8 protein-coding genes are annotated in these 15300 nt (G+C 43.5%); 6 read left to right on the top strand and 2 right to left on the bottom strand.

What is annotated here, in order from left to right; all coding sequences use genetic code 11:
• The first annotated feature begins 83 nt into the window (after positions 1-83).
• The gene (locus CXF80_RS08015) at positions 84-761 is read left to right on the top strand and encodes an OmpA family protein (RefSeq protein ID WP_101032384.1); all 678 of its coding nucleotides are present in this window, start codon (positions 84-86) and stop codon (positions 759-761) included.
• Positions 762-978: 217 nt separating this feature from the next.
• Here CXF80_RS08015 and xseA read toward each other — a convergent pair whose 3' ends face one another.
• A complete protein-coding gene (xseA, locus tag CXF80_RS08010) occupies positions 979-2307 on the bottom strand; it encodes an exodeoxyribonuclease VII large subunit (RefSeq protein ID WP_101032383.1) in 1329 nt (442 codons plus the stop codon).
• A gap of 118 nt (positions 2308-2425) precedes the next feature.
• On the opposite strand from xseA, the gene guaB reads away from it, so the two are divergent.
• The 3 genes from guaB to tadA all read left to right on the top strand — a co-directional run bounded on the left by guaB (position 2426) and on the right by tadA (position 6256).
• Positions 2426-3898, top strand: a complete 1473-nt coding sequence (gene guaB / locus CXF80_RS08005; RefSeq protein ID WP_101032382.1) for an IMP dehydrogenase — start codon at positions 2426-2428, stop codon at positions 3896-3898.
• 103 nt (positions 3899-4001) lie between these two features.
• Positions 4002-5579, top strand: coding sequence for a glutamine-hydrolyzing GMP synthase (guaA, locus tag CXF80_RS08000; RefSeq protein ID WP_101032381.1), 1578 nt, complete (start codon positions 4002-4004; stop codon positions 5577-5579).
• A 167-nt stretch (positions 5580-5746) separates the two neighbouring features.
• Positions 5747-6256: a tRNA adenosine(34) deaminase TadA gene (gene tadA, locus CXF80_RS07995; protein WP_443019085.1), complete on the top strand. Its 510-nt coding sequence runs from the start codon at positions 5747-5749 to the stop codon at positions 6254-6256.
• Between the two features lie 305 nt (positions 6257-6561).
• Here tadA and mltF read toward each other — a convergent pair whose 3' ends face one another.
• Complete coding sequence (gene mltF, locus CXF80_RS07990; protein WP_101032379.1) at positions 6562-7992, bottom strand: membrane-bound lytic murein transglycosylase MltF; 1431 nt, start codon at positions 7990-7992, stop codon at positions 6562-6564.
• Between the two features lie 358 nt (positions 7993-8350).
• Between mltF and purL the strand changes: the two genes are divergently transcribed.
• Both purL and CXF80_RS07980 read left to right on the top strand, forming a co-directional pair.
• Positions 8351-12232: a phosphoribosylformylglycinamidine synthase gene (gene purL, locus CXF80_RS07985; RefSeq protein ID WP_101034715.1), complete on the top strand. Its 3882-nt coding sequence runs from the start codon at positions 8351-8353 to the stop codon at positions 12230-12232.
• 1502 nt (positions 12233-13734) lie between these two features.
• Entirely contained in the window at positions 13735-15291 is a 1557-nt protein-coding gene (locus CXF80_RS07980; RefSeq protein WP_101032378.1) for a cytochrome ubiquinol oxidase subunit I, read from the top strand.
• Positions 15292-15300 lie beyond the last annotated feature (9 nt).

Genomic DNA, 15300 nt, shown 5'->3' with positions numbered 1-15300 from the left:
TTACGTCATCTTTTTTAATTTCATCATTTTTTGATTTTGGCAGTTTTTGCTTATTCATCAGGGATAAGTATTTAGGAGTGTGTATGTTAGTAAAGTTAAATGCATCATTGTTATGCAGTTCATTAATTGGTTCGGTGCTGTTGTTGTCAGGTTGCCAATTACCTAATCCCTATACAGGTGAATCAGAAAATTCTAAAGCTACTAATGGTGCCATGATTGGCGCCCTTTCAGGCGCTGCCATTGGTGTTCTGTCATCAAGCAAAAGCGACCGCGGTAAAGGTGCTTTGATTGGTGCAGCATCTGGTGCTGCTGTTGGTGGTGGTGTTGGATATTACATGGATGTGCAAGAAGCTGAGTTGCGTAAACAGTTAAAATCCACTGGCGTCAGTGTGACCCGCAACGGTGACACGATTGTACTGAATATGCCAAATGAAGTGACCTTTGGAGTTGATCAAACGGTATTAAGTGGACGGGCTAAATCAGTATTAAACAGTGTGGTATTAGTGGCAAAAGAATACGATGACACCCGCTTAAATGTGATTGGTTATACCGACAGTTCGGGTTCTGATTCTTACAACTTACGTTTATCACAAGTACGAGCAAGCGAAGTTGCGCAGTATCTTACCAGCCAAAAAGTCAGTGGCTCACGAGTGTCATCTACTGGCATGGGCGAATCAAGCCCGATTGCGAGTAATGCTTCCGAGCAAGGTCGCTCGCAAAATCGTCGCGTTGAAATTGTACTCACGCCAATGGGTAAATAACCATTAGTCAGTAGTCAGTCGATGAATAATAAGTATTTGGTTTGTATCACTGAATACAAAAAGGGCACTAAGTGAGATAATCACTTAGTGCCCTTTTTTATGATTATGGCTGACGTTAGGCTGAGCCGTGGTGCTATGTTTTGGCTAGCGTTGGCAATTGACGTAGCGTAAGTAACCACCTCACTCTTTGATAACCGTCACTTATCCCGAGTTGAGGTTATTTAACTACCGAGGCGATGTGACCTCGGGCAAGTTGGGTCTGAATTTCATCACCAGATTTTACACTAGCGCCATCAAATAATACTTTGCCATTATTGTCTTTGGTAATCGAATAGCCACGACTTAATGTCGCTAACGGACTCACGGTATCAAGCTGATGTGCGGTATTAGACAGCTTTTGCTCTGATTGGGTCAATTTGTGCTGTATCGCATCCATTAAGCGTGTATTGAGGTATGACAATCGATTAGTTTCCATCTTTAGGGTATTAATGGGCGAGCGCTGCTGTAAGCGATTATGTAATTGCTGGTGGCGTAAGGTTAAGCGACTGAGTTTATGCTGTAAGGCGTTTTCTAGGCGCATTTGCATTTCATCAAAACGTTGTTCAAATTGCTGCAGTTTGCGTTGAGGTTCATGGCGTTGCAGTTGATGTGATAGCTGAGTTAATCGCCCATACTGCTGCAATTGGTAATGTTTCATGCCCTGTTGTAAACGCGATAATAATAGCGCCAACTTTTCAGCCTTATTGCCTTTATCTTTTGATAATAGCTCAGCGCCAGCAGAGGGGGTCGGTGCGCGAACATCGGCAACATAATCGCTGATAGTGGTATCAATTTCGTGTCCTACAGCGCTGATGACCGGCAGTGCACTGTTGTATATTGCATGGGCAAGATCTTGGTGATTAAAACACCATAAATCTTCTAATGACCCTCCTCCACGAGCCAGTAACAACACATCGACTTCCATGCGTTGATTAGCGGTGACAATAGCTTGGCAAATTAATTGATAAGCTGCTGCGCCCTGTACCTGAGTGGGGTAAACAATCACTTCGATAGAGGGATCTCGACGTGCTAATACATGTAAAATATCCCGCAGTGCAGCCCCCGTTGCCGACGTAATAACACCAATACGTTGAATATTGTCTGGGATAGGGCGTTTAGTTTCTAATGCAAATAAGCCTTCAGCGGCTAATTTTAGCTTTAATGCTTCAAATTCTTGTGCCAGTAATCCATCACCTGCTGGCTGCATGGACTCAAGCAGTAATTGATAGTCGCCACGGGGCTCGTAAACACTGATAGCACCTTTAACCAATATTTGCTGGCCATTAATAGGTTTAAAGCGTACCGATTGATTACGGCCTTTAAACATCGCACAGCGAATTTGTGAATGAGCGTCTTTTAAGGTGAGGTACCAATGGCCAGAGCTGGGTGACGAAAAGTTTGATATTTCACCGTTTAACCATATTTTACCGACTTGACCTTCAAGAATATGCTTAACTTCGCTATTCAATTGCGACACGCTATAAACATTGTTTTTTGTGGCACTCATGAATATTCTCATTCTAACGTTAATAAAAATCTATTTTCCATTTACCAACTGCAATATGCAAGGTATAATCTCGCCGCAATATTTACCTCAAATCCTACTTAACTAGGCGGATGTTGCCATGCTACGTTTACTGAAAGATGCACTCACTTTTGATGATGTTTTGTTAGTGCCTGCCCACTCGACCGTACTCCCAAATACCGCGGTTCTTAAAACTCGTTTAACGACTAAAATCGAATTAAATATTCCACTTGTGTCTGCTGCTATGGACACTGTGACTGAATCTCGCCTTGCTATCGCGATGGCGCAAGAAGGTGGTTTAGGGTTTATTCATAAAAACATGAGTATTGAGCAACAAGCCGAAGAAGTTCGTAAAGTTAAAAGTTATGAAGCCGGTATTGTTCAAGATCCCGTCACCGTCACGCCTACAACCAGCTTAACTAATTTACGTTTATTAACTGAACGTAATGGTTTTGCCGGTTACCCAGTGGTCAATGAAGCGCACGAACTTGTGGGTATTATTACTGGCCGTGATGTACGTTTTGTCACCGATTGGAGCAAAACCGTCGCTGACATGATGACCCCCAAAGATCGTTTGGTTACTGTGACTGAAGGCACTAAGTTAGATGAAGTGCAAAAATTAATGCATTCTCATCGCATTGAAAAAGTCTTAGTGGTAGACAACAACTTTAAACTCAAAGGCTTAGTCACCGTTAAAGATTTTGAAAAAGCTGAGCGCAAGCCAAACGCATGTAAAGACGAATTAGGTCGTTTACGTGTCGGTGCTGCGGTTGGTGCAGGCCCTGGTAATGAAGAGCGTGTCGATGCCCTCGTTAAAGCCGGTGTTGATGTGTTATTGATAGACTCATCACATGGTCACTCAGAAGGCGTATTACAACGTATTCGCGACACTCGAGCCAAATACCCTGATTTACAAATTGTGGGCGGCAACGTAGCAACAGCTTCAGGCGCACTAGCGTTAGTTGAAGCGGGTGTTAACGCGGTTAAAGTGGGTATCGGCCCTGGCTCAATTTGTACTACTCGTATTGTGACGGGTGTCGGCGTACCGCAAATTACCGCCGTATCAGATGCTGCAGAAGCAGTACTGGCATTAGGTATTCCAGTGATCGCAGATGGCGGCATTCGTTTCTCTGGTGACTTAGCTAAAGCATTAGCCGCGGGTGCATCATGCATCATGGCCGGTTCGATGTTTGCCGGTACTGATGAGGCGCCGGGTGAAACTGAACTTTACCAAGGCCGTGCTTACAAGTCTTACCGTGGCATGGGATCACTTGGTGCAATGGGCCAGACTCAAGGTTCATCTGACCGTTACTTCCAAAGCGATAACGCTGCTGACAAATTAGTCCCTGAAGGTATTGAAGGTCGCGTACCGTACAAAGGTAAGTTGAAAGAAATTATCCATCAGCACATGGGCGGCTTACGCTCATGCATGGGCTTAACGGGTTGCGCCACCATTAAAGAGTTAAATGAAAAAGCACAGTTTGTGAAAGTGACGTCTGCAGGAATGGGTGAGTCGCATGTGCATGACGTAACCATTACCAAAGAAGCACCAAACTATCGTTCTGGTTCATAATTTCTGTGAGGGTAACAACTGTCGCCCTCCTGTTATTAACGTTAATTTGCCCACATCGATTTGATGTGGGGTATTACACTTAATCAATATGTAAAGGTTACCCATGAGTAATATTCACGATCATAAGATTCTAATCCTCGATTTTGGTTCTCAGTACACTCAGCTTATTGCGCGTCGTATCCGTGAAATTGGTGTGTATTGTGAGTTATGGGCCTGGGATGTGAGCGAAGCGCAAATTCGTGAGTTTGCCCCAAATGGTATTATTTTAGCGGGTGGTCCTGAAAGCGTCATTGCAGATAATTCACCTCGCGCCCCTGAATATGTATTTACTGCAGGTGTACCGGTATTAGGTATTTGTTACGGCATGCAAACTATGTCAGAACAGCTTGGCGGTAAAGTGATTAAAGGTATTGGTGAAGGCGAGTTTGGCTATGCCCAAATTGAGCTGCAAACCACATCAACTTTATTCAAAAGCATTGAAGATGCCGTCAGTGCTGAAGGCAAGCCATTACTTGATGTGTGGATGAGTCATGGTGACAAAGTGTCGGTGATCCCGGAAGGGTTTGTCGCAGTTGCGACCACGGCAACGTGTCCTTTTGCTGCTATGGCCAATGAAGAGAAAGGTTTTTACGGTGTGCAGTTCCACCCTGAAGTCACTCATACTCGCCAAGGCCAACGCATGCTAGAGCATTTCGCTTTAGACATTTGTGGTTGTAAAGCCAATTGGAAACCCTCATCAATTATTGAAGATGCTATTGAGCGTTTAAAAAAGCAAATTGGTGATGATGAAGTTATTCTTGGTCTGTCTGGCGGCGTTGATTCATCAGTAGTGGCGATGCTATTACATCGTGCTATTGGCGACAAGCTAACGTGTGTGTTTGTTGATAACGGCTTATTACGGTTAAATGAAGCTGACCAAGTATTAGACATGTTTGGCGATCACTTTGGACTTAATATCGTTCATATAGATGCTGAAAATCGTTTCTTAGATGCGATGGCCGGTGAAGCAGATCCTGAGGCTAAGCGTAAAATTATTGGTCGGGTGTTTGTTGAAATCTTCGACGAAGAATCAAAGAAATGCGCTAATGCTAAATGGTTAGCTCAAGGCACTATTTACCCTGATGTGATTGAATCAGCGGGCAGTGCAACCGGTAAAGCGCATGTGATTAAGTCGCACCACAATGTGGGCGGATTACCAGATGATATGAAGATGGGCTTAGTTGAACCATTACGTGAATTATTTAAAGATGAAGTGCGTAAAATTGGTTTAGAATTAGGCCTGCCTTATAATATGCTTTATCGCCATCCATTCCCTGGGCCTGGTTTAGGCGTGCGCGTATTGGGTGAAGTGAAAAAAGAGTATTGTGATTTATTGCGCAGTGCAGATGCCATCTTCATTGAAGAATTGCATAAAGCGGATTTATATAACAAAGTCAGCCAAGCTTTTACCGTATTTTTACCGGTTCGTTCTGTTGGCGTAATGGGTGATTGCCGTAAATATGATTGGGTGGTATCGCTTCGCGCCGTCGAAACCATCGACTTTATGACCGCGCATTGGGCACATTTACCCTATGATTTCTTAGGTCATGTTTCAAACCGAATTATCAATGAAGTCGACGGTATTTCACGCGTTGTTTATGATATTTCAGGTAAGCCACCTGCCACGATTGAATGGGAATAGCCCAGTAGGGTTACACTTAGTTTGACGTAAAAAAAGACGCTGCGGCGTCTTTTTTATTTGCTAGAATACTTAACATGACAATTACCTAGGTTAATAGAGTGACAGATACCCCAGAGGCACACGTTTCAAACGATACTTGCCCACCCCCTGATGTTGATAATGATCCAGTGAATGAGGTTCAGCAAGCCATTGATGAAAAGTGGATGCGTTTAGCGATGCAACTTGCCGAGCAAGCTGAGCGAGAAGGCGAAGTACCTGTTGGTGCCGTGTTGGTTAAAGACGATGTGTTAATTGCCAGTGGCTGTAATTTAAGTATTGTAAATCATGATCCAACGGCTCATGCCGAGATGGAATGTATTCGCCAAGCAGGCAAGGTGTTAGAGAACTATCGTATGCTCGACACCACTTTATATGTCACGTTAGAGCCTTGTACTATGTGCGCCGGTGCGATGATCCACAGTCGAATTGCGCGGATAGTCTATGGTGCAGATGATTTAAAAACGGGTGCAGCAGGCAGCGTGATCGATTTATTCGCACATCCAGCCTTTAATCATCAACTTGACGTTACTTCTGGCGTGCTAGCAGATCAATGTGCGCAGCAATTAAGTGCATTTTTTAAGCGCCGCCGTGCAGAAAAAAAAGCACTCAAACAGTTAGCGAGAAAGTCGACTGATTGAGTGGCATGCTTTTATGGGGCTAATATGGCATTATTCTTCAATTTGTGTCAGTAAAAAATGGGCGCGAATGCGATTTCGAATGCGGTTTTTGTGTACTTTAAGCATGACTCGACGACGTGACATGGTATTGCTTATAGCTCTTCTTCTCATAACCGTGATCCCTTAATATTGGCTAACTTCACCGAGGTACTGATAAATAACACATTTTAGCAGTATGCTTTCTAACGATATATTCTGCCTATAATACCCTATATTGGTGACGATTATCCGTCAGGATTATGACGAAAAACGGTTGCGCACATTTATCACTCTGCCGATACATGAACATCGGTTGAGACTTCTTCAGCAATGACGTTAATTTGTTCAGTAACTTCAATAGTCTCTAACTTTTTAGTTTGATTATCGACCCAGACTAAGGTGTCATAGTAGCGACGGATACTGTCGACATAATGAACCGCTTCACTGCCGCGAGCATAGCCATAGCGCGTCTGCTTGTAATATTTAGATTGTTGTAGCAAAGGTAATACTTTTTTAACATCACGCCATGCACTGGGATCCATTCCCATTGACTCTGTTAATCGCCGCGCATCTTCAACATGGCCTAAACCGATATTATAAGAAGCCATTGCGAACCAAATTCGTTGAGCCTCAGGAATAGTGTCTGGCAATCTCTCTATCATATCTTTTAAATAAAATGCGCCACCACGTATGCTTTGCTCTGCATCTAAGCGATCATCAACACCGACATAAGCGGCTGTAGGTTGGGTCAGCATCATCATACCTCTAACCCCAGTAGGAGAACGAGCTCTAGGGTTCCAGTGTGATTCTTGATAACTGGCAGCCGCTAATTTACGCCAATCTAACTCGCCGGAATACTGTTCGAAAAAACTGCGGTATTCGGGGAGAATATTGTCAATTGCGCGGATAAAAGCACGGGTATCGACATAGTCAAAACGTTTTACATGGCCAAAATATTTTTCGTTTAAATGCTCAAGCGTCCCAGCACGTCTTTCTTTATGCCAAAAAGCCAGTAATTGACTCATTAAACGATCGCTGTTTTTCGGCGGCAATAGCCACACCACTTCGACTTTTTCTTCTAAAATCATTCCTGCGCGTAATTCGGGTAAAAATCGCTGGTTGATCAATAAACTATTTGAATCTGAAATGGTGTAGATCAGTTCACCGTTGGCAATTAATGCAAACAGCTCTTCATTATCTTTGTTGTTGACTTGGTTCCACATCAACTCCGGATAGTCTTTCTGTAGTTTGGTTAAGGTATTGACTGAAGATGAGTTAGCCATGACGGTAATTTCACCCGACAGAGTGCTAATGTCCTTAGGCTCCGGGGTGCCTTCCTTATAAACCAATACTTGATTGACTTTATATAAGCTAGGTCCGAGTTTAAATTGTTGACCGCGGTTTGGCGTTTTAGCAATACCAGCAGCGATAATATCAATTTTATTTTCTTTTAATGCGGCAAATAATTGTTTGCGATTGGTGTACGGGATCATCTCTAGGGGGAGGGCTAAATAATCAGCAAAACGCTGCGCCATTTCAAAATCGAATCCGCTTTCACCCAGTTCTGAATTAAGATAAATCTGTGGGCCATAGAGTGTCCCTACCTTTAATACGGTACGCTTAGGTGCAGGTGCTGCAATATCAACTTTATGAATATCAACAGGTTGACAGGCAGATAGTATCCCGCAAAGTAAAATGATGAGTAAGGTTTTGATCATATTTATTAATTGGTTATCTTAAGTTGTTTCGTTAATGTCACGAGAGTAATACGTAAGAAACAAATGTAATACCGATTGAATAGCCTTTAAATATGTAGGGGAGATAGCGTCTTTTTTGCTTACTTTATCAGGTGTTTTCCTAAACGCCTATAGTTGAGCAAATAAGCAGCATTTGGTGGTTGTTTTTTGTTAAAAGGTAAAGTGTTTATGTTATTCATTTTAGCATTACTTGAATGGGATATTTTCCCTATCAGGAAACACTGTTTTCACCGGTGCTTAAAGGTGATTTGTAGTGTGCAATTCCCTATAATAGCGCCAATTCTGACCCTGCTATTATATTATAAGGTGAATAGACGTGATTGAGATCATTCGCGGAGCCCCAGCACTATCTGCATTTAGAGTTCAAAAACTCATGGGGGCGTGCCAAACTGCAGCGCTTCCAGTATCTCAAATTTATGCTGAATATGTTCATTTAGCCAATTTGAGTGAACCACTAGATGAAAATGAGCGTCTACAGTTAGAAACCATTCTTACCTACGGGCCGGCAATTGAGTCCCATGCTCCACAAGGTACCCTGTTATTTGTTACTCCCCGTCCTGGTACTATTTCTCCTTGGTCATCTAAAGCAACCGATATTGCCCATAATTGTGGTTTAGGCAAAGTTAACCGTCTTGAGCGTGGTATTGCTTATTATGTTGAATCACCAACGTTAACCCTAGAGCAACAAAAACAGCTGCAAGGCTTATTGCATGACCGCATGGTTGAAGTCATGCTGCCTGCGTTTGAAGCCGCAGAAGTGTTATTTTCCCATACACAACCGGCAAAATTTAGCAGTGTCAATATTCTTGCTGAAGGCCGCCGCGCACTTGTAGAGGCAAACATTAACTTAGGCCTGGCACTAGCTGATGATGAAATTGACTATTTAATTGAAAATTTTGTTCGGTTAAAGCGTAACCCGAATGACATCGAGTTAATGATGTTTGCTCAAGCAAACTCAGAACATTGTCGTCATAAAATTTTTAATGCTGATTGGACCATCGATGGCGAAGTACAGCCAAAATCCTTGTTCAAAATGATTAAGAACACCTTTGAAGTGACCCCAGATTATGTATTATCAGCCTACAAAGATAATGCCGCGGTGATGACGGGTTCGGTTGCGGGTCGTTTTTTCCCTGATCCCGATGGTGTTTACAACTATCACACTGAACCAATGCATATATTGATGAAAGTTGAAACTCACAATCATCCTACTGCCATTAGTCCATATCCAGGTGCTGCTACCGGTTCAGGTGGTGAAATCCGCGATGAAGGCGCTACCGGCCGAGGCTCTAAACCTAAAGCAGGCTTATCTGGATTTACGGTATCTAACTTAAAAATCCCTGGTTTTGTGCACCCATGGGAAGGGGATTACGGTAAGCCAGATCGTATCGTCACCCCACTTGAAATTATGCTTGAAGGCCCACTAGGTGGCGCGGCATTTAATAATGAATTTGGTCGTCCTGCTATTAACGGTTATTTCCGTACTTACGAGCAATTAGTCTCTAGCCACAATGGGGTTGAAGTGCGCGGTTATCACAAGCCGATTATGATTGCCGGTGGCTTAGGTAATATCCGTGAAGATCATGTTCAAAAGGGCGAAATCACCATTGGCGCTAAGCTAATTGTGCTTGGCGGACCGGCAATGAACATAGGTTTGGGCGGCGGCGCCGCATCTTCTATGGCATCAGGTCAGTCTAACGAAGATTTAGATTTTGCTTCTGTACAACGTGAAAATCCAGAAATGGAGCGTCGTTGTCAGGAAGTGATTGATCGTTGCTGGCAGTTAGGTGACACCAACCCGATTCAATTTATTCACGACGTGGGCGCGGGTGGATTATCAAATGCGTTCCCTGAGTTAGTTAATGACGCCGATCGAGGCGGGGTATTCAATTTACGTAATGTTCCTTCTGACGAGCCAGGCATGAGCCCGCTTGAAATTTGGTGTAATGAATCACAAGAGCGTTATGTATTATCGGTCGCGCCAGAGAACTTACAACAGTTTGCTGATATTTGTGCCCGTGAACGCGCCCCATTTGCGGTAGTTGGTGAAGCGACTGCAGAGATGCATTTAACGCTTGCCGACAGTCACTTTAACAACAAGCCGATTGATTTACCGCTTGAAGTGTTATTAGGTAAAGCGCCTAAAATGAGCCGTGATGTAGTGTCTACAAAAGCAATATCACCTGCGTTAGATCAAACTAAGATTGAGCTAAAAGACGCGGTTAAGCGCATTTTAACCTTGCCAACCGTTGCAGATAAAACCTTCCTTATCACCATCGGTGACCGCTCTGTGACAGGCTTAGTTAACCGCGACCAAATGGTTGGCCCATGGCAAGTGCCCGTTGCCGATTGCGCGGTAACGGCATCAAGTTATGACAGTTACTGCGGCGAAGCGATGTCGATGGGTGAGCGTACGCCACTTGCCTTACTCGACTTTGACGCCTCTGCCCGCATGGCCGTTGCCGAATCGATTATGAACATTGCCGGTACTGATATCGGCTCATTCAAGCGCATTAAGCTTTCAGCTAATTGGATGTCGCCAGCGGGTCACCCAGGCGAAGATGCAGGTTTATACCAAGCGGTTAAAGCGATTGGTGAAGACCTTTGTCCCGAACTCGGTATTACGATTCCTGTCGGTAAAGACTCTATGTCAATGAAAACCGCATGGGAAGATAATGGTACTCACAAATCCGTTACATCACCTATGTCGTTAGTCATCACCGCTTTTGGTGTGGTGCAAGACATTCGTAAAACGGTAACGCCACAGCTTCGCAGTGATAAAGGTGACAGTGCATTATTAATGCTCGACTTAAGCAATGGCCAAAACCGTCTAGGGGGTTCTTGTTTAGCACAGGTTTACAGTGAGCTAGGTGATATTGCACCCACATTAGATAACACCGCCAACTTAGCGGGCTTCTTTGAAGTGATACAGCAATTAGTGGCTGAGCAAGCTGTGATGGCTTATCACGATCGTAGTGATGGCGGCTTATTTACCACCTTAGTGGAAATGGCATTTGCGGGTAATACCGGCTTAGTGATTGATTTAGCCAGCTTGAATGGTACTGATTTAGAACGTTTATTTAACGAAGAACTTGGTGCGGTTATTCAAGTCAGCGCAACTGATGCCAAAGCCATTGCCGCGCAATTTGAAGCTAAAGGCGTAACGTGTCATCACATTGGTGGTTTACAAGCGGCAGACAAGATTAGCATTCACGATGGTGAGCGAGTGATATTTGCTGATAGCCGTACGGCGCTGCGTACCTTGTGGTCAGAAACCACCTACCGTATGCAAGCACTGCGTGATAACCCAGAATGCGCCCGTGAAGAGTATGAACTTAAACAACAAGCTGATGCGCCAGGATTAACGGTTAAATTAGGCTTTAATCCAAGTGAAGATGTTGCAGCACCTTATATTCTTAAAGGCGCTGCCCCTAAAATGGCTATTTTACGTGAGCAGGGTGTTAACTCTCATGTTGAAATGGCAGCCGCTTTTGACCGTGCCGGTTTTGAGACGCGTGACGTGCATATGTCAGACATCTTATCTGGGCGTATTAGCCTTGAAGAGTTCCAAGGCCTTGTGGCTTGTGGTGGGTTCTCTTATGGTGACGTGTTAGGTGCTGGTGAAGGTTGGGCAAAATCAATTTTGTTCAATGATCGCGCTCGTGATGAGTTTAGTCGTTTCTTCGAGCGTGACTCAAGCATTGCCCTTGGTGTGTGTAATGGTTGTCAGATGTTATCTAACTTGAAAGAAATCATTCCAGGCAGTGAACATTGGCCGCGTTTTGTACGTAACCGCTCGGAGCGTTTTGAAGCACGATTCAGTTTGGTTGAAGTGCAACAAAATCCATCGGTATTTTTTGATGGCATGGTAGGTTCTCGTATGCCTATCGCGGTATCCCATGGTGAAGGCTTAGTTGAATTTGCTAATGCCCAAGCGTTAGCCAATGCTGAAGCATCGGGCACCATTGCATTACGTTATGTTGATGGTCATGGTCAAATTGCTACTCAGTACCCAGAAAACCCTAATGGTTCAGCCAATGGCTTAACCGGTATTTGTACTACTGATGGCCGTGTGACGATTATGATGCCGCACCCTGAACGCGTGTTTAGAACCGTTGCCAACTCATGGCACCCTGATAACTGGGGTGAAGACAGCCCGTGGATGCGCATGTTCCGTAATGCTAGAGCGAAAATTGGTTAAGCAGTAGTGATTATTATACTCATCATATTAAGCTCATGAACTCTTTCACTCGAAAGCGCTGAAAGGTAAAATGTGGGGATCAAGGGTCTAGGAATAGAGCGCCTGCGGCTGCTAGGAAACGATAACAAGCGAACGCTGCGCTCACGGATAGAGCGGTCTAGGGTCGCTTCGCTGCTAGGTTCTAGGGCGACCTTCGGCTGCTAGGACGCTACGCTTCTAGATCCTAGGGCCTAAAACCTAGCACCTAGCACCTAGAAGGAGCGAAGCACCGCCCTCTGGCGAGCTTGCGAGTTCCTAGAATCTATCAGTCGCGAAGCGACGCTCTCGGTAAGGCGTCACCATTCTCTTCAATCACTGCCTGGTTCAGTTATCCTACGGGAGCGCTGAAACGAGCATATTGAAGTGGTTTGGGTATACAACGCAGGATCAGTTACCGCAAGTCATGATGTTTTCAAACAGATTATTTGCCTAGTCAACGCTACTCCCACTGCGATCCTCGACAATGAGCCTCTCTGATTTTAGCCAATAAAAACCCCATCACTAAGGATGGGGTTAATAAGCTGCTGTTGCCAAGGTGGCTAAAAAAACAACTTCAACGAGCAGATAATATTTTGCGTTAACAAAACATCAAATTAAATAGTTAAGCTTATTTCATTTCATGAGCCGTATACATTTCAACAAAAACACGTTTGTATAACTTGGCAATATGTTGGTAAAACTGAGTCATAGCACATTCTCTTTAGGTTAGGTCACTGGAATTAAGACGACGACTCATCGTACAACCACGGTTCGTTTTCTTAACTGTGTCTAAATTATACAGTTGCTTCAATTTGCTCTCAAACTAATAAAAATGATATTTGTCATTAGTTAATCTAATCAACATGTTTTAATATTATGTTTTTATGTTAGCTTTGCTTTCTCAAATTTTGTTAATTATGATTATTTTGTTTTTATATTATTATTTGATATTAAATTATTTGATTCAATATTAAATAATTGTTCATTTAATTACTTTGAATTAACAATGCGCATGAGTGATGCGTTTTGTCATTTTATCAATAAGTGTATTTTACCTTCCTAGCAATTAAGCGGTTTTTGTCAATATCTCAAATAGAGGAGAGGAATAGATGCGCTAATACCATCAAATTTAATGCGGCAAGTTTGTTTAAAAGTGGGATCAATCTGACAAAAAATGGATTGAAAATAAGAGTGGTATTTTCGCTAACGAACTGATTTTTTGAGTCAAAAAAAAATTCATGCGGAAAATCTTATGCTTGTCACATTATTGAGTAAAAAAGGTGATCAATCTAAAGCATATGCCGTAAGATATACGGCGTTAAAGATTGGGCTTGAAAACATAGGCAAACAGGTTAATTTATCATTTTGAACACTTTGGTGAGTTGTCTACTGCTTCAATAATACCGTTTTCAGGTATACATCATCATTATGGCAGCCGGGTGTTGCTGTGTCGTATTTGGTCGTACTGAAGTAAGGAGTCGCCAATGATTATCGAAGAGGTCGTTGAGCTATCGCGTTATCAATTTGCGTTTACAGCCATGTATCATTTTCTATTTGTTCCACTCACTCTAGGTTTAGCCTTTATCCTTGCCATTATGGAATCACTGTATGTGATGACCAATAAGCAAGTCTATAAAGACATGACTAAATTTTGGGGAAAATTGTTTGGGATTAACTTTGCAATAGGTGTGGCGACGGGACTCGCAATGGAGTTTCAGTTTGGCACTAACTGGTCATATTACTCTCATTATGTTGGGGATATCTTTGGTGCCCCACTTGCCATTGAAGGTTTAATGGCATTCTTCCTTGAGTCGACGTTAGTCGGGATGTTCTTTTTTGGTTGGGATCGTTTCAGCAAGCGCCAGCATTTAGCAGTCACTTGGCTCGTTGCCATCGCCTCTAATATGTCAGCCTTATGGATATTGATCGCCAATGGTTGGATGCAAAACCCTGTGGGTTCGGTGTTTAATTATGAAACCATGCGAATGGAAATGACCGATTTTGCCGCTCTGGTGTTTAACCCTGTTGCACAAGTTAAGTTTGTCCACACTGTCGCATCTGGTTATGTTGCCGGTGCCATGTTTGTGTTATCTATTAGCGCATACTACATATTGAAAGGCCGTGATTTACCTTTTGCTCGTCGCTCGTTTGCTATTGCAGCAAGCTTTGGTATGGCATCTATTTTATCGGTCATCGTGTTAGGCGATGAGTCAGGCTATGAAGTGGGTGAAGTACAGCGGGTAAAATTGGCAGCGATTGAAGCTGAGTGGGAAACCGAGCCTGCACCAGCAGCCTTTACCTTGGTAGGATTGCCTAATCAAGAGACCATGGAAACCGATTACGCCATTAAAATCCCCTATGCGATGGGCATTATTGCCACTCGCTCTTTAGATACAGAAGTGACGGGTATTAAGGAGCTTGTAAGCGATCACGAAGTGCGTATTCGTAACGGTATGGTGGCGTATGCACTGCTTGAAAAACTACGTGCAGGCGATAAATCGGCAGAGGTTAGAGCGCAATTTGAAGCAACTAAAGTTGATTTAGGTTATGGCTTCTTACTTAAGCGTTATACCGATAAAGTGGTTGATGCTACCGAAGAGCAAATTATAGCAGCGTCTTATGACTCTATTCCTACTGTGGCGCCGATGTTTTGGACCTTCCGTATCATGGTTGGCGCTGGGGTGATTATGTTATTAGTGTTTGCTGCCGCCTTCTGGGAAAGCACACGTCATAGAGTTGCCGAGAAAAAATGGCTACTGCGTGCTGCGCTTTACAGTTTGCCACTTCCTTGGGTTGCCATTGAATGTGGTTGGTTTGTGTCAGAATTTGGTCGTCAACCTTGGACCATTTCTGAAGTACTACCCACCTTTATGTCGGCGTCAAGTTTAACGACGACGGATCTGTGGTTTAGTATTATTTCGATTACGGTGTTCTACACCATTATGTTGGTGATAGAGGCTTACTTGATGCTTAAGTTTGCTCGTCTTGGCCCAAGTAGCTTAAAGACGGGTCGTTACCATTTCGAAACCCAAGATGCCTAAGCGGAGGAC

The organism is Shewanella sp. Actino-trap-3, assembly GCF_002836275.1.
GTDB lineage: Bacteria > Pseudomonadota > Gammaproteobacteria > Enterobacterales > Shewanellaceae > Shewanella > Shewanella psychromarinicola.
The sequence above is the reverse complement of the archived record's forward strand: the minus strand, read 5'-3'. Positions and strand labels throughout refer to the sequence as shown.